The sequence below is a fragment of the Caballeronia sp. LZ033 genome (genome assembly GCF_031451265.1).
Taxonomy (GTDB): domain Bacteria; phylum Pseudomonadota; class Gammaproteobacteria; order Burkholderiales; family Burkholderiaceae; genus Caballeronia.
The window spans coordinates 198,250-214,210 of sequence record NZ_JARUXQ010000002.1; the positions used below are offsets into that span (position 1 = coordinate 198,250).

A 15,961-nucleotide genomic window follows, 5' to 3' on the forward strand; every position below is an offset into this window, starting at 1 on the left:
ATGAGCCAGCAGCGCCCATCGCACAAAGCTTTCCGGCCTCGCAAGCGGCCGGCTCAGTCGCGCTCGGAGGCGACGGTGGCGTCCATCGTCGAGGCCGCGGCGCAGGTGCTCGAAACGGAAGGCTTCGAAGGATTCAACACGAATGCAGTGGCGCAACGCGCGGGCGTCAGCATCGGTTCGCTTTATCAATACTTTCCGGGCAAGGATGCGCTGACCGTCGCGCTGATCCGGCGCGAAACCGGACGCTTTCATCAGGACGCGCTCACCGCGCTGACCAAGCGTAGCGGCAAGGCGGCGCTCGAGTATCTGATCGGGGCCGCCGTACGGCAGCAGTTGCAGCGGCCGATGCTCGCACGCCTGCTCGACATCGCCGAAGGGCGCCCCGCGATACAGCTCGAAGTGGACGGCTCGCAGATGAATGACCTGGTGATGGCGGTGGTGAAGCGCGCCGCGCCGAAGCATCCTCGTCCGGAGGTCGCGGCGGGCGATCTGTTCGCCATGCTTCACGGCATGGTCGATGCGGCTGGCGAACGCGGCGAAACCGATCTCGACGATCTCGAACGACGCGTGCAAGCGGCGGTGTTCGGTTATCTGGCGCGAAGCGTCGGCGATTGAATGTGAGCAAGCGATCCTCCGCTTCGGCTCGATCAAAAGAAAAAGCCCTCGAAAAAGGGCTTTTTTGCATTTTGAAGCGCCTCGCCAAAGCGAGTAGTGAATGTGAGCTTTTGCTTATATTCTGACTGTCATGGAGCGACGGCGGCAAGGGGCCGCACCGGCTCTACTCCTTGAGACACAGACCATGACAGACTCGATCAAGAGCATGAAGCTCAATCACCTCAGCTTTCCCTCGTCCGATACCGCTGCAACCGCGCGCTTCTTCGAACACTATCTCGGCTTCACGATCGCGGGCAGCTGGGAGCAGTCGTATATCCTCAAGCGTCCCGGTTTCGATGTGGTCATCGATCATGTCGGCGATCACACGCCGTCTTATCCGCGTGCGTTCCACGTCGGTTTCGAGCTGCCCACGCTCGATGACGTCCAGGCCTTGCATGAACGCTTCACGGCGGACGGCGTGGAAATGGAAACCGCCGTGTTCAACAATGGGCGCGGTTCACGTTTCTTCTGCCGCGCGCCGGGCGGCGTAATGTTCGAATTGAACACGCGCTCGGACGCGTCAGCGGAATATCGCGGAACGTTCGACGAGTAAGGCGCCTCACGCGCCGCGCGGGTCCTGCCAGCCGAGCCCGAGGCTCTTTTGCAGCGACACGAAATCCTTCAGCAGTTCGGCCTTCGCCGCGACCACGTCCTGCTGCGCGGCGAACTGCGTGCGCTGCGCGTCGAGCAGATCGATGAGTGTCGACACACCCGCGCGGTAGCGTTGCCGCACAAGCGTGGCGGAGCGTTCCGCCGACGCCTCCACCTGCTGCAAGCGCACCACATGCTCGCGCTGATTGCCATAGCGCGACAGCGACGAATTCGCGTCCTTCAGCGCGCCGAGTACGGTCTTCTCATAGCGTGCTTCGGCTTCTTCGCGCGAGGCCCGAGCCGTATCGACGCTTGCCGCCGTGCGCCCGAAGTCGAACAGGTTCCATTGCAGATACGGCACGCCGACCCACGAGAAATTCTGCTTGCGCAACAGATGCCCCGGGTCGGCCGCCGAGAAGCCGATATCGCCGAGCAGCGACACCTTCGGGAAATAATCGGCGATATGCTCGCCGATCTGCGCGTTGCTCGATGCCAGCCGACGTTCCGCCGCGCGGATATCGGGCCGCTGTTGCAGCATCGCGGCTGGGTCGCCGATGGCCACCGTCGCCGGCAGCACCGGCAAGGGCGCGCGCGCAGCGAGTTCGCCATCGAGCGCGCCGGGCGCGTGGCCCGTCAGCACGGCCAGTTGATCCAGCGAATCGGTGATCTGCACCTGCAGGGGCACGAGCGTGGCGCGCGTGGTATCGACCTGGGTCGTCAGGCGTTCGACATCGACCTGTGCCGCCGTGCCGCGCGCGCGGCGCTGCTCGGTCAGGTCGAGCATCTGCTGCTGATACTCGGCCGTGCGTTCGGCAAGCGCGAGCCGCTCCTGCTGGTCGCGCAAGTCGATATACGCCGACGCCACCTCGGCCGCCAGCGACACCTGCGTGTCCGAGAGATCGGCGTGCACGGCGTCGGCTTCATCGGAGGCAGCCTCGATTGCGCGGCGCGTGCCGCCGAACAGATCGATCTCCCACGAAGCATCGAAGCCCACGGTATAGAAGTCCACCGGACCGCGTCCCGTCGATGCCGGCGCGCCGCTGTCATCCGACGAACTGAAGAACGACGTATCCGGCGAACGCATGCGCAGCGCCGCCGCCGAGCCCGACACCTTCGGCAACTCGTTGGCGCGCTGTCCGCGCAGTTGCGAGCGGGCCTGAAGCAAGCGTGCCTGCGCCATCTTCAGATCCGGATTGTGCGTGAGCGCGGCATCGATCAGCGTGTTCAGCTGCGGATCGTTCAACGCCTGCCACCATGCCGCGGGCGCATGCGTCGCGACGATGCCCTCGGCCGGTGCGCGCACGAAGGCGCCGTTCCTTGCGGCGTCCGGCGCGATCTCGGGCGCACCGTGATAGTCAGGGCCGACCGTGCAGGCGGCCAGCGCGAACGCGGTCAGCGCAAGCAGGGCAGTGAAGCGGATAGTGCGAGGAAACATCGTTGAAGGATTCATCACGATCAGTGGCCCGCTGAGGGCGTCTCGCCGGCTTGCGCGCGCGGCGTCTTGAGCAAAAGCGCGAGCGGCAGGCATGCGAGCAGCGCGATCGCCAAAATATAAAAAGTCTCGGAGTAGGTCATGACAACAGCCTGCTGGCCGATCTGCACCGACAGCTGCCCGAGTGCCTGCATCTTCGCGTGCGCCATGTCGCCGCCCTGCGCGAAGAAGCTGGCGGCGCTCGATGCCATGCGCTCCTGACCGATCACCGAATTGGCCGTCACGGACTCGCGGATCGCCGCTGTATGGAAGTCGTTGCGCCGGTCGATCACCGTGCCGATGATCGCCAGTCCCACCGAGCCGCCGAGATTGCGCGCCATGTTGTAGAGGCCCGCGGCATCGCCGGATTCCTCGCGCGAGACGGCGGCCATCGACGCCTGATTGAGCGGCATCATCGCGAGCATCTGTCCGAAGCCGCGCAGGATCTGCGACCAGAAGAAGTCATGGCCGACGCTCTGCGCAGTCAGGGAGATGTCCAGCAGGCAGCTTCCCGCGAAGAACAGCAGGCCCATGATGACGAGCACGCGAAAGTCCACCTTGCCCAGCAGGCGCGGCAATACCGGCATGATGAGGAAGGCCGGCACGCCCGAGACCAGCATGATCGCGCCCGACTGCAGCGCGTTATAGCCCGCAACGATGCTGAGAAACTGCGGCAGCAGGAACGACACGCAATAGAGCCCCGCGCCGACCGCGAACACGATCAGGATGACGCTCGCATAGCGCGGATTGCGCAGCAGCGAGAGCCGCACGATGGGCTTCTTCGCGATGAACTGCGAGATCGCGATCAGCAACATGCCGAAGAGGGTCACGCACGTGAGCGTGACGATCTCGCTCGACTCGAACCATTGATTGCGCTGGCCTTCCTCGAGCACGACCGTGAGCGAGCTCAGGCCGATGGCCAGTCCCGCAATGCCGATCCAGTCGGCCTTCAGGAAGGCTTCCCAGTGCGACTTCTCGGCCGGCAGTCCGGTGACCAGCAGCGCGACCAGCGCGATGCCCACCGGCACGTTCACGAAGAAGCACCATGACCACGAGATGTTTTCCGCGAGCCAGCCGCCGAGCACGGGGCCGAGCAAGGGCCCGAGCAGCACGATCAGACCGAAGATCGTCATGCCGACCGGCATCTGTTCGCGCGGCAGCCGCGTGCGAATGATGGTCTGCGCGGTCGGGATCATCGCGCCGCCGGTGAAGCCCTGGCCGATGCGGCCCGCGACCATCATCGGCAACGAATGAGAGAAGCCGCACATCACCGAGAACAGCGTGAACAGCACCGCATTGCCGAGCAGGAAGTTGCGCAGGCCGAACACGCGCGTGAGCCACGCGGCAAGCGGGATCATCACGATTTCGGACATCAGGTAGCCGGTCGAGATCCAGGTGCCTTCGGTGCCGGTCGCGCCGATCTCACCCTGGATCTGCGGCAACGCCGAGTTGGTGATCGAGATGTCGAGCGTGGCCATCAGCGCGCCGAGTGCGCCGGCCGTCACCGCAATCCAGTCGGTGGCGCTCGCGCGTGCGTGCGACTCACTCATGACGATTCTCGTCGGCGATGCGCTTGCTGTCGTCGGTGGCGGACTTCGTGTCGATGTCGACCGTCACCGACAGGCCCGGCAGCAGTACCTTGCGCGTCTCCGGACCGGTATCGACACGAATGCGCACCGGCACGCGCTGCACGATCTTCGTGAAGTTGCCGGTGGCGTTCTCGGGCGGCAGCAGCGCGAATTGCGCACCCGTGCCGGGCGCGAAGCTCTCGACGACGCCATGCAGGTCCGTGCCTTTCAGCGCGTCGACGTGCAGCGTCGCCGGCTGCCCGATGCGCATGCGGCCGACCTGCGTTTCCTTGAAGTTTGCTTCGAGATACACCGACTCGACCGGCACCACCGTCATCAGCCGCGTGCCCGGCTGCACATACTGGCCGACGCGCACCGTGCGATCGCCGACACGGCCCGCCACCGGGCTGAACAGCGTGGTGTCGTTGAGGTCGAGCTTCGTCTGATCCATTTGTGCCTGCGCCGCTTCCAGCTGCGCGCGCGCCTGGGCGATCTGCGCTTCAGTCGCGCCGATCTGCGTCGCCGCCGCGCGTGCCGCCGCGAGATTCGCGGTCAGCGTGGCGCGCGCCTGATCGCGTGTGGACACGAGGCTCGTGAGACGCTCGGCGCTCTCGGCGCCGGTCGCCACCAGCGGGCGATAGCGGTTCACGTCGTCTTCCGCGTGCGCGAGGCTGACGCGCGCCACTTCGGCCTGCGCCTTCGCCTGATCCGCGTTGGCATGCTGCTGCGTGAGTTCGGCCTGGGCGCGCTGGATGTCGGCGGCGCGGGCATCGAGCGTGGCCTGCGCCTGATCCAGCGAGGCCTGGTACTGGCGCGTGTCGAGCTTCGCGAGCGGCGCGCCCGCAGCGACAGTCTGGTTGTCGCCGACCAGCACTTCCGTGATGTAGCCGCTCACCTTCGGCGCGATGGTCACGCTGTCGGCCTTGAGATAGGCGTCGTCGGTGGTTTCGATGAAGCGGCCCACCGTCCACCAGCGCGCACCCCACGCGATGCCCGCCACGACCGCAACGATGCCGACCGCGATCAGCAGGCGCTTGCGTGACGATTTGCCTTGGGCCGCGTCAGCGGGCTGGTCGCCGTGCGTGGGCGCTGTGACAGACATGTTTTCTCCGGGAGCTTTCGCGCTGCCGCCTGGGTGCGGTAGCCTTCGATGAATAGCAGAACGGCGAGCGCGCCTGCGGCAAGATGCCGGTTGCATTGCACTCGCCAAACTAGACGATGGCGTCTAGTATGCATGAATCTAGACGCCAGCGTCTAGTTCGTAAAATTGTGGAACGAAACAAGGAACATGAATGAAGAAGCCCCGGTCCGGCAATGAAAGCGAACTGCAAGATCCGGAACGGACCAGCGCGGCCCGTTCGCCGTTGCAGGCGCGCGGGCGTGCGCGCATCGAGGCGGTGCTCGATGCCACGGCGGAACTGATCGTCGAGAAAGGGCTCACGGGCGTGACGATGCATGGCGTGGCGCGTCAGGCGCAGACGCCGATCGGCTCGATGTATCACTTTTTTCCGGACCGCGACAGCTTGTTGAAAGCGTTGTGGGATCGTCACATTGCCGCGTTCGGCGAACTCGAGGACGAGCTCGCGCAGACCGATACGGAGACGTGGAAGGCGTTGTCGCCGGCGGCGGTGATCGAGCGCATCATGAGTCCGCACATCCGCTACTTCGAGCAGCATCCGGATTGCCTGATCCTGATGTCGGTGATGCCGCACGACGACGAGAAGGGCAAGCGCAAGTCCGACATGCTGCGCCGCGTGCTCGATGCGCGCATGCCGCATGTGAAGCCCGCCGAGCGCGCGCTGTATGTGGAGATGATCCGCGCGCTGGCGGGCGGCGCGCTGGCGATCAAGCTGCGCCCCGCCATGGGCGACGTGCAGCTCGCGCAGCGTTATCTGCGCGAGGTGGAGCGGGCGTTGTCGGCGTATCTGGCGGCGGTGGAGGCGGCGGTATCGAAGTAATTAACGGCCCGCTTCGCGCCGCTCCTGTTCCTCGACAGTCAGGATGGCTTCCGGCATCGCATCGAGGCGCGCCTTTGGAATGGGCACGCCGCTTTCATCGGACAGGCCATACGTGCCCTCGGCGATTTTTTGCAACGCGCGCTGGATGTCGCCGATGCGCTGATCGTTCACGTCGCGCAATGCCTGATTCGCGACGTCCTGTTCCATGCGCTGCGCTTCGTCTTCGAATTCCCGTGCCTCGGAACCATGCTCGAGTTGCTGGCGCCGCTCGCCGGCGATGCCGCCTTCCTCGGTGCCGAGCAAATCATGCTGCATGGCTTCGAGCCGTGCACGTTGCTGCGCGATGTAGTCGTCGGTCAAACCGCTCTGGTTGATGGCCATGGTCGTGCTCCTTTGAACGCTATTCGCCCGTGGCGATGGACACGGACGCCTCGCTCGTCAGCATCAGGAAGGTCAGCGTTTCGCGCAGGTAGAGCTGGACGGTGGTGTCGGTATGGCTCGTGTAGCCGATCGACAGGTCTTGTCCGAGATACAACTCATAGTCGCCGCCGCGCGTCGACAGCACGCAGCCGCCCTGCAACGCGGGAGCCCACACCAGGTCGCCGCTGACGATGCGCTTGATGTGCTGGATCACGGGATAGCCCTGATCGCTTGCTTCGGCCAGCGCCGTGTAGGCATCCGCGCCGAGCAGCACGGAATAGGGGCCGTCGACGCCCGCGAGCCGCAGCTTCTCCAGCGCCTGGCTGATGGCGACGGGATAGTCGGCGACGTTGGTGGGCAGCATCGTCGCATCGTTCGAACTGCCCTCGCGTATGCCGACGATGCCCGCCGCCTTGTAGCCGTCGAAGATCGCGCTGTCTTCCGCGCGCGCGAGATCGCTCGCGGCGGTCTTGGCGGGCTGCCAGTCGCCGTCGTTCGAGCCGCGTTCGACGCTGTCGATGGACTCGCGCTGCAACGTGAACGGCACGGTGAGTTCGACGACCCGGCGCACGTCATGCAGCTTCGCCGTCACGCCTTGCGCGGGTGCGGCGATCGCGCTCTGATGTCCGGTGCCGATGGCCGACAGCGCGCTGCCGCCGGCCTCCTTCACATCGACCACACGCCGCCCCGCGACGGAGCGCTTGAAGGTGCGGGCGACTTCCGCTTCGATCTGCGACCATGCGGCGCTTGCGATCGGCGCGAGCTCTCGATGCAGGTTATTCATGTTGTGACGTTCCTTTGAGTGAGCCGATGTTCAGGGAGCCTTCGCCACGCTTGCCCGGTTCGGGTTCCGCGTTGGAAGCTACGGATTCAGAGGGGCTGCGGTCGGGCAGTTCGTCGAGCAGGTCCGCGGAAGGCACGAAGAACAGGCCGCCGGTGATGGCGCGGCTGTAGTCGAGCAGGCGGTCGTAATTGCCCGGCGGCCGGCCCACGAACATGTTTTCGAGCATCTGTTCGATCGGCTTCGGCGCGCGCGCATAGCCGATGAAATAGGTGCCGAACTCCTTCGCGCCCGGACGTCCGAAGGCCATGTTGTGGCGCAGGATCTTCACCTCGCGGCCGTTTTCGTCGATCGTCGTGAGCGAACTGTGCGAGCACGAGGGCTTGATCGAATCGTCGAGCTCGACGTCGGAGAGCTTCTCGCGGCCGATGATCCGTTCCTGCTGCTCCACCGTCAGGCCATTCCACGCCGCGAGGTCATGCAGGTACTTCTGCACCATCACATAGCTGCCGCCGGCGAACGGCGCATCTTCATCCCCGACGATGGTGTACTCCATCGCGCTGCGGCCCTGCGGATTCTCGGTGCCGTCGACGAAACCCACCATGTCGCGCAGGTCGAAGTAGCGAAAGCCATGCACTTCATCGACCACCGTGACCGCGTCGCCGAGCTTGGCGAGCAGTTGCGAGGCCAGTTCGAAACACAGGTCCATGTGGTCCGCGCGGATGTGCAGCAGGATGTCGCCCGGCGTGGCGATGGCGCGACGCTCGCCCGCGCCCATTTCAATGAACGGATGCAGTTGCGCGGGACGCGGCGCGCCGAACAGGAAGTCCCACGCGTCCGAGCCGAAGCCGCACACGCAGGACAGGTTCGCGGCCGGCGCGCGCGTGCCGACCGCGCGGACCAGCGCCGCGATGTCGCCGCACCATGAGCGGACGACATCGGCCTTGTCTTCGCCGCGCGCCACGGTGGCGACGAGGAAGATCGCACTTCGGGAAATCGGATTGCAGACGGCTTGCGGTTCGGGTGTGGGCATCGGGGAAGATATTATTTACTTGATGGGGTTGATCGGAAAGCTCACTTCGTGTGTGCGAAGACATTGCCGGACAGGCGTTCGGCTTCCGCGCTGAACCAGGTCTGCGCGTGACGGCGCGTGGCGAGCCACGAGCGGTCATCAGGGTGCTGGAGATGCTGGCGAATCATGCGGCGGGCGCGCTCGATGCCGTCGCGCACCGCTTCGTCGGAGGTGCGCCATTCGGGCTGCACGGTTTCGGGCCATGTGAAGGACGACTGGCCGTCGTGACGGACGGTCAAATCGGCGACCCAGGCGCCGCGCTCGTTGCGCCGTGTCGTAATGGAGATTTCATGGCCGGCATACACGTCAAGGGCAGAGTCCATCTGTTCCTCCGATGCGGTTACGATCATACGATTCGGGCGGCGCTGGGTGCGTTCTGGGCTGCGCTGTTTTGGCCGGCCGCGAAACACGGATCGAGGGTACCTCAAGTCTGTGTGGTGCATATTGCAGACTGCAGGGTGGCGGGATCGGGCGCTTCATCCTATCGGTTTAGTTGAAGGTTTAGTTGAAGGCATGATTGCGGAAATGCACGCCGTCGTCGCGCGGCATTGCACATGATTGAACTTCGGGAGAATTTTTATGAAACGCCGGGGTGTGTTGATGACATTGCTCGCGTTGCCGCTTTTCATGACGCGCGCCCAGGCTGCGGACGGACATCTGAGCGAAGAGCAACGGCTGGGCATTGTCTTCGTCGCCAATCAGGCCGAGATCGCGGCGGCGCAACTGGCCTTGCAGAGATCGGGGTCGAAGAGCGTGCAGGTGTATGCGCGACGCATCATCACGGAGCATGGGCAGATGCAGCAGGAGATCGTCGCGCTGACCGGCAGCGCCGGCTCGCAGCCGCAACGCAGTGCGACGAGCAACGCGATGACGAAGCAGAGCCAGGCGGACCTCGCCCGGCTCGACGCGTCGAGCATGTACGACTTCGATGACCTCTATCTGGAGCGCGAGACCGGCTATCTGGGCCAACTCGTCAATACCGTCGACGACGGCATCCGCACGACAGGCAACGCCGATGTCAAGACGCTCCTCGCCCGCATGCGGCCTTCGTTCATTCTGCAACTCGATCAGGCACAGCGGCTGAAGATCCTGATCGGCAGCCGTGGACTGCGGCGATGACGTTCGACGCGCACGTCATGCTGTCTGCGTTTTTGCACAATTAAAAAACGAGACGCGTTCATGAAAAATTCGGAACGAATCGATCAACTGATTGCAGGCCTTGACGACTGGCGCGGCGAAATGCTGGCGAACGTGCGCAAGGCCATTCTCGCGGCGGATGGCGAGATCGTCGAGGAATGGAAGTACATGGGCAGTCCGGTGTGGTATCGCGACGGCATGATCGCGGTGGGCAATGCGCACAAGGACAAGGTCAAGCTGACCTTTGCGAACGGCGCGCATCTCGCGGATCCAAACCGGCTCTTCAACGCAGGTCTCGAAGGCAACCAGCGGCGCGCGATCGACTTTTTCGAAGGCAGCAAGGTCCAGGCGCGCGCGCTGCGGGATCTCGTGCGAGCGGCGATCGAATACAACCAGGGCAAGGCGAGGAAGAAGGGCAGCGCCTGAGGCTCGGGGTGCGCACGGGATGCGCTCGGGATGCGCTCGGGGATGCGTTCGGGGTTGCCCTCAACGCGCGCTCAGGGCAGCCGCGCCCAAGCGCCGATGAACGCCGGTGGCTGCACGACGCCTTCGAGCGCGACTACCTGATCGCGCAGGCGCTCGGCAAAGGTATCGATGTCCACCGCCTTCGCTTCCACGATGCCGAACCGTTCGGCAAGCGGCAACAAAGTTCTCAGCACCTCCGCGAGATAGCGGTAGGTGAACGCGTCCGTGCCGCCTTCGAAGCGTGCCGACAGCAGCATCTGCGGATCGGGCAGGCCTGCTTGGCGAAACGTCTTGAAGAGTTTCGCACCCATCTCGGTGTCCACGCCCGCGCGCCGGAAGGTTTCGATGATCCAGCGCGTGCCTTGCGCACACAGCGGCGCCTCGGGCAGCGAACGCGCGGTGCTCATGTCCATTTCATGAAACACGAACAGCGTGCCGCTGCCGGCTTGCGCGGCGAGCCGGCGCAAGGTCGCGGCCGGATCGGGCAAGTGCAGCAGGATCAGCCGTCCGATCACGGCATCCACCTCGCCGACGATATCCACGTCCGTCACGCTTCCGGCTTCGAAGCGCACGTGGTTCAGATGCGCGTGCTCCGCGCGCCGGCGCGCTTTGTCGATGATCTCCGGTGACCGATCGATGCCCAGCACACTGCCGTTCGTCCCGACGAGCGCCGCGGCAAGAAACGAGACATCGCCCGCGCCGCATCCCAGGTCCAGCACGCGCATGCCCGGAGCGAGGCCCGCGCGCCGCAGGACGTCCTCGGTGAGATCGCTGATGAAACGTGCCTGATGGTCGAGCCGCTCCATTTCGGGATCTGAGTGGCCGAGCACGTAGGCGGTGGAAGAGGAAGGCGTGGAGTTCATCGGCGGACCTCGACTGTGCGTATCCGATGCGGGCTGCCCGCGTATTCAGAGGCGCCCGATTTCATCTTAGTCACTATCCGGTCGCGTCCCGTTGCTTTCGATTTCCTTCCGGAAAAAGCTGAACGGAAGACTGAGAAAAAGCGGAAACGAATGTTTACAAAAAGGCAATGAAAGGCGACAATTCGGCCGAAATAATAACGATTCGCATTTGCGCGTGACGACAAGAGAATGAGTATGAAGAAAACTGAATGGAATGCCGTGGCCATGCGGCCGCTGAAACTCGCCGCCCTGCTGATGTTTGCCGTTGCACCGCTGGCCTACGCACAGTCCACCGATGGCACAGCCAACGACGCTTCCGCTCCCGCGCCTTCGGACGCCACCCTGCCGGCCGTCAAGGTGACTGCGCAGAATCCGGATCAGCCGTACGGGCCGACGAACGGCTATGTCGCGAAGGAATCGACGGCGCTCAAGACCGGCACGTCGCTGCTGGAAACGCCGCAGTCCGTGTCCATCGTGACGCGTCAGCAGATGGATCAGCAGAACGCGCAGACGCTGAATGCGGCGGTGCGCTACGTGTCCGGCGTGACGCCGGAGACGCGCGGCGGCATTGCGACGCGCTATGACTTGCTGAAAGTGCGCGGCTTCGACGCCGACAAATACTGGAACGGGCTGAAGATGCTCGACAACTCGTGGTACGCGACTCCGCAGGTCGATCCGTACTTGCTCGAGCGTATCGAGGTGTTGAAGGGACCGGTCTCGGTGCTGTACGGTCAGGCCGCGGCGGGCGGCCTGCTGGATCAGGAAAGCAAGATGCCGACGGTCGTTCCGTTGCACGAAGTGGGCGTCGAATTCGGCAACTACGCGCACAAGCAGGCCACGTTCGATTTCTCGGGACCGATCGGCGGCGATGAGCGTTATCTGTATCGCCTGACCGCTATCGCGCGTTCCGAAGACGGGCAGGTGCAGTCGACGGAGAACAAGCGCATTGCGATTGCGCCGTCGTTCACGTGGCGCCCGGATGCAAAGACGTCGCTTACGCTGTTCGGGTTCTATCAGCACGATCCGCGCGCCACGTCGTACGGCAGCGTGCCGCCGGAAGGCACGGTGCTCTACAACCCGAATGGCAAGCTGCCGAGCGACTTCTACGACGGCGACCATAACTTCGAGAGCTTCAACCGGGTTCAGGAGTCGATCGGCTACAAGTTCGAACGCAAGCTGACGAATACCTGGTCGTTCCGTTCGAACGCGCGCTTCATGCACGTCGCGCAGGACTACAAGAGCGTGTATGCGAGCCAGCTCGAAGACGATTTGCGCACGCTCGATCGCGGCACGGCGGCGTCGAAGGACAACCTGAACACCTTTGCGATCGACAATCAGGTGGAAGGCAACTTCTCGACCGGGCCGATCGATCACACTGTGCTGTTCGGCTTCGATTACCAGCACTATGCGAGCAATTTCGATGCGGGCTTCGGCGTCGCGCCGCCGCTCGACATGTACGCGCCGAACTACAACCAGACGATCACGCCGCCCGACCGCTATCACCAGGTGCTGAGCGGCACCCAGTACGGCGTGTATGCGCAGGATCAAGTGCGCTGGGGTCACGTGGTCCTGACGCTCGGCGGACGCGAGGACTGGGCAAGCAGCGACTCGAACAACACCACCTACGGCGTGCAATCGCATCAGTTCAACCGCGCCTTCACGGGCCGCGCCGGCCTGTCGTATGTGTTCGACAGCGGCATCGCGCCGTATGTCAGCTATACCGAATCGTTCACGCCGCAGGTCGGCACCGACATCAACGGCAATCAGTTCTCGCCGGAGAAGGGCCGTCAGTACGAGATCGGCGTGAAGTTCCAGCCGAAGGGCTACAACGCGTTCTTCTCGGCTGCGCTGTTCGACCTGACGCGCAAGAACCTGCTGACCGTCGATGCCAGCAACCCGAACTTCCAGTCCGCAGTGGGTGAAGCACGTTCGCTCGGCGTGGAACTCGAAGCGAAAGCCAGTCTCACGGATTCGCTGAACCTCACCGCAAGCTATACGTACCTCAACACCAAGTACACGAAGGACAACAGCGGGCTCGACGGCAAGTTCCTGCCTGCCGTGCCGCAGAACCAGGCTTCGCTGTGGGCGTACTACACGATCAATCGCGGACCGGTGGCGGGCTTGTCGATGGGTGCGGGCGGACGCTACACGGGCACGACCTACAGCAGCGACAACAGCTTCAAGGTGTCGAGCTTCTTCCTCGTCGATGCCACGCTGCGCTATGACCTCGGCCGCGCTGCTACCCAGTTGAAGGGCGCGGAGCTCTATGTGAACGCGCAAAACCTGTTCAACAAGCGCTATGTCGCATCGTGCTATTACGGAACGTGGTGTGCCTTCGGTTATGGCCGCCAGGTCTTCGCGGGCATGAACTATCACTGGTAAAGCCTGAACCGGAACGTCGTGAGCGCCGGCCCGGCGCTTATCGCAAACCAAGCTATCCGTAGCGGGATTTCTTGGTTCGCGTGAGAAGTGGCGGCTTGTACATTGATCGCTCTATCGACAGGAGCATCACAGTGAACGCAGTCGCCAACGCTGATGTATCGAGTGTGACGGTCAAGCCGTTATCGGCGCATATCGGGGCTGAAATCGCCGGCGTCGATCTGACGCGGCCTCTGACTGACCATCAGGTGAAGGCGTTGCGTGCCGCTTTGCTCGAATGGCGCGTCATCTTCTTCCGTGAGCAGTTCCTCACGCATGCCCAGCACGTGGCGTTCTCCGCGCAATTCGGCGAACTCACAGTGGGTCATCCGGTGTTCGGCCATGTTGAAGGCCACCCGGAAATCTATTCGATCTCCAAGTTTCGCAAGGCCACGCGCTTCGACGGCCCATCGCTCGTGCGGCCATGGACCGGCTGGCATACCGATGTCACGGCCGCCGTGAATCCGCCGTTCGCCTCCATTCTGCGCGGCGAAACCATTCCGCCCTATGGCGGCGACACGCAGTGGACCAACCTCGTCATCGCCTACGAGAAGCTGTCCGCGCCGTTGCGTGGGTTCATCGACGGACTGCGCGGCGTGCATCGCTTTGCGCCGCCGCAAGGGGCGAGCGGGACGGATGCATTCAGGAAGGCCGTCGACGATCACATCCTCGTCAGCGAACATCCGCTTGTGCGCGTACATCCCGAAACCGGTGAGCGCGCGTTGTATGTAAGCCCGGGCTTTCTCAAGCATGTCGTGGCTCTCGCGCCGCGCGAGAGCCAGGCCTTGCTCGAACTGCTGTGGGAACACGTCACGCGCCCCGAGTTCACGGTGCGCTTCAAGTGGGAGCCGGGCAGCATCGCCTTCTGGGATAACCGCACGACCGCGCACCTCGCGCCGACCGATATCTTCGACCTCGACTTCGATCGCCAGCTATATCGCACGACGCTCGTCGGCGATGTGCCGATCGGTCCGGACGGGCGCGCATCGGTGGCGGTCCAAGGTTCACCGGTGGGCGCGGCAGCAGCGGTCGCATTGAATTGACCGACACGCATTTCGTCACTCGACTACCGAGCAACTAACTGTCTATTTTTCGGCGCCCACGAATTCGCTTCGCCAATTTATATAAAGCTGTCTTGCAAGCGTGGGCGACGCGATAGTTGCGAATGCAACTTTCATAAGCATTACAACGACGCGTGCATCAAGCGCGAGCCGCAGCAACCTGCCGCGCGATCTCGAGAAAATTGGCGGTCTTGGCCGGCGTGGCGTCGATGCGCGACGCCAGTGCAAGGCGAATGGAGATGTTGCTGTCGAGCGAATCGGTATAAGCCACGCCATCGACCTGGATCTGGCACACCGATGCCGGCACCAGCGACACCCCGAACTCCGCCGCGACGAGATTCACCACCGAGGACAATTGCGGCGCCTGTTGCCCGGCGATGGGTTCGAAGCCCGCTTCGCGGCATGCGCCGACGATGACATCGTGCAGCGTAGGGCTGGCTTCGCGCGGCAGCATCACGAAGGCGTCTTCAGCCAGCGCCGACAGCGGCACCTTGCGTTTCCTGGCGAGCCGGTGCGTGGCGGGCAGCACGATCCGCATCGGCTCGACGGCGATGTGATGGATCTGCACCCCGGCGGGCGACTGGCTGCCGAGCCGGACGAAGGCGACATCGACACGGCCGTCGTCCATATGCGAGAGCAACTGCGCCGTGTTGCCTTCGGTCAGCGTCAACGTGACGTTCGGATACGCCTGCCGATATGAGCGGATGAGCTTCGACACCACCGGATTGAACGCCGCCGATCCCGTGAAGCCGATGTTCAACTGCCCGATCTCTCCACGCCCCGCACTCTGCGCCTTCTCGACGGCGAGTCGCGCGTCGGTCATCAGACGCTTGGCGTCGGCGGCGAAGGCCTCGCCGGCTTCGGTCAGCACGACGCCGTGACCGGTACGCCGGAACAAACGCACGCCGATTTCGTCTTCCAGCGCATGAATCTGCTGACTGAGCGGCGGTTGCCCGATGCCGAGCCGCTCGGCCGCGCGCGTCACGTTGCGCTCTTCGGCGACGGCCAGAAAATAACGGATATGACGCAGTTCCATCCGATATCTATAAAAAGTATTTCAGAAAGACGAGATAGATATTGGACAGTATATCAATCCCGCGACAAAATACCGCCAGTCGCGCAGTGCGCGGGTTGGAACGTCTCCCCACGAATACATCGCCGGTCGCTCATCGAGCGCATCAGGCAGGACGAGTCGCGCCCGTGGTGAGCATCGGCTTCGCGCGATACGTCAAAACAGAATAGGGAAGGGGTCTACCGTGGCTGAAGCTGTAAAGAAACCCAGGCCGGAGTTCCGCAACATCGGGATCGGCCAACTCGCGAAGTATCGCTTGCCGCTGGCGGGGAAGGTCTCCATCCTGCATCGTGTGAGCGGCCTGCTGCTCTTCGTGTGTCTGCCGTTCATCCTGTATCTGCTCGATCAGAGCCTCACGTCGGAAATCAGTTTCGACGCCTTCAAGGGCTTC

16 protein-coding genes and 1 pseudogene are annotated in these 15,961 nt (G+C 63.7%); 8 read left to right on the forward strand and 9 right to left on the reverse strand.

Annotated features, from left to right (window positions below; genetic code table 11):
• Both QCE62_RS16495 and QCE62_RS16500 read left to right on the forward strand, forming a co-directional pair.
• Positions 1-615, forward strand: a complete 615-nt coding sequence (locus QCE62_RS16495) for a TetR/AcrR family transcriptional regulator (protein WP_309812263.1) — start codon at positions 1-3, stop codon at positions 613-615.
• A gap of 184 nt (positions 616-799) precedes the next feature.
• Positions 800-1,207, forward strand: a complete 408-nt coding sequence (locus QCE62_RS16500; RefSeq protein ID WP_309920437.1) for a VOC family protein — start codon at positions 800-802, stop codon at positions 1,205-1,207.
• A 6-nt stretch (positions 1,208-1,213) separates the two neighbouring features.
• On the opposite strand, the gene QCE62_RS16505 is transcribed toward QCE62_RS16500, so the two are convergent.
• The 3 genes from QCE62_RS16505 to QCE62_RS16515 are packed head-to-tail and all read right to left on the reverse strand — an operon-like array spanning position 1,214 to position 5,386.
• The gene (locus QCE62_RS16505; RefSeq protein ID WP_309920442.1) at positions 1,214-2,680 is read right to left on the reverse strand and encodes an efflux transporter outer membrane subunit; all 1,467 of its coding nucleotides are present in this window, start codon (positions 2,678-2,680) and stop codon (positions 1,214-1,216) included.
• Positions 2,681-2,700: 20 nt separating this feature from the next.
• The gene (locus QCE62_RS16510; protein ID WP_309920445.1) at positions 2,701-4,266 is read right to left on the reverse strand and encodes an MDR family MFS transporter; all 1,566 of its coding nucleotides are present in this window, start codon (positions 4,264-4,266) and stop codon (positions 2,701-2,703) included.
• Positions 4,259-5,386, reverse strand: a complete 1,128-nt coding sequence (locus tag QCE62_RS16515; protein WP_309920448.1) for an HlyD family secretion protein — start codon at positions 5,384-5,386, stop codon at positions 4,259-4,261. The genes QCE62_RS16510 and QCE62_RS16515 overlap by 8 nt, the downstream gene beginning before the upstream one ends.
• A 190-nt stretch (positions 5,387-5,576) precedes the next feature.
• On the opposite strand from QCE62_RS16515, the gene QCE62_RS16520 reads away from it, so the two are divergent.
• Positions 5,577-6,242 (forward strand): TetR/AcrR family transcriptional regulator, encoded by a 666-nt coding sequence (locus QCE62_RS16520; RefSeq protein WP_309920451.1) that lies wholly within the window; start codon positions 5,577-5,579, stop codon positions 6,240-6,242.
• Here the strand turns inward: QCE62_RS16520 and QCE62_RS16525 are convergent, their stop codons facing one another.
• From QCE62_RS16525 to QCE62_RS16540, 4 genes are read right to left on the reverse strand one after another with little or no spacing between them, the layout of a single operon-like run.
• A complete protein-coding gene (locus QCE62_RS16525) occupies positions 6,243-6,623 on the reverse strand; it encodes a TraR/DksA family transcriptional regulator (protein WP_309920454.1) in 381 nt (126 codons plus the stop codon).
• A 19-nt stretch (positions 6,624-6,642) separates the two neighbouring features.
• Positions 6,643-7,446, reverse strand: coding sequence for a family 1 encapsulin nanocompartment shell protein (locus tag QCE62_RS16530; protein ID WP_309920458.1), 804 nt, complete (start codon positions 7,444-7,446; stop codon positions 6,643-6,645).
• Positions 7,439-8,476, reverse strand: a complete 1,038-nt coding sequence (locus tag QCE62_RS16535) for a Dyp-type peroxidase (RefSeq protein ID WP_309920460.1) — start codon at positions 8,474-8,476, stop codon at positions 7,439-7,441. Before QCE62_RS16535 ends, QCE62_RS16530 begins: the two co-directional genes overlap by 8 nt.
• A gap of 41 nt (positions 8,477-8,517) precedes the next feature.
• Entirely contained in the window at positions 8,518-8,838 is a 321-nt protein-coding gene (locus QCE62_RS16540) for a DUF6566 family protein (RefSeq protein ID WP_309920463.1), read from the reverse strand.
• A gap of 256 nt (positions 8,839-9,094) precedes the next feature.
• Here QCE62_RS16540 and QCE62_RS16545 point away from each other — a divergent pair, with 256 nt between their 5' ends.
• The gene (locus QCE62_RS16545; RefSeq protein ID WP_309920466.1) at positions 9,095-9,634 is read left to right on the forward strand and encodes a DUF4142 domain-containing protein; all 540 of its coding nucleotides are present in this window, start codon (positions 9,095-9,097) and stop codon (positions 9,632-9,634) included.
• A gap of 60 nt (positions 9,635-9,694) precedes the next feature.
• On the forward strand, positions 9,695-10,078 hold the full coding sequence (locus QCE62_RS16550) for a DUF1801 domain-containing protein (protein WP_309920469.1): 384 nt from the start codon (positions 9,695-9,697) through the stop codon (positions 10,076-10,078).
• A 71-nt stretch (positions 10,079-10,149) separates the two neighbouring features.
• On the opposite strand, the gene QCE62_RS16555 is transcribed toward QCE62_RS16550, so the two are convergent.
• The gene (locus QCE62_RS16555) at positions 10,150-10,980 is read right to left on the reverse strand and encodes a class I SAM-dependent methyltransferase (RefSeq protein ID WP_309920472.1); all 831 of its coding nucleotides are present in this window, start codon (positions 10,978-10,980) and stop codon (positions 10,150-10,152) included.
• Positions 10,981-11,214: 234 nt separating this feature from the next.
• Here QCE62_RS16555 and QCE62_RS16560 point away from each other — a divergent pair, with 234 nt between their 5' ends.
• Both QCE62_RS16560 and QCE62_RS16565 read left to right on the forward strand, forming a co-directional pair.
• The gene (locus tag QCE62_RS16560; RefSeq protein WP_309920475.1) at positions 11,215-13,401 is read left to right on the forward strand and encodes a TonB-dependent siderophore receptor; all 2,187 of its coding nucleotides are present in this window, start codon (positions 11,215-11,217) and stop codon (positions 13,399-13,401) included.
• Positions 13,402-13,532: 131 nt separating this feature from the next.
• Positions 13,533-14,480, forward strand: coding sequence for a TauD/TfdA family dioxygenase (locus QCE62_RS16565; protein WP_309920479.1), 948 nt, complete (start codon positions 13,533-13,535; stop codon positions 14,478-14,480).
• 157 nt (positions 14,481-14,637) lie between these two features.
• Here QCE62_RS16565 and QCE62_RS16570 read toward each other — a convergent pair whose 3' ends face one another.
• The gene (locus tag QCE62_RS16570) at positions 14,638-15,534 is read right to left on the reverse strand and encodes a LysR family transcriptional regulator (RefSeq protein ID WP_309920482.1); all 897 of its coding nucleotides are present in this window, start codon (positions 15,532-15,534) and stop codon (positions 14,638-14,640) included.
• A 220-nt stretch (positions 15,535-15,754) separates the two neighbouring features.
• Between QCE62_RS16570 and QCE62_RS16575 the strand changes: the two are divergent.
• Positions 15,755-15,961, forward strand: a pseudogene (locus QCE62_RS16575) (succinate dehydrogenase, cytochrome b556 subunit); the annotation flags it as partial.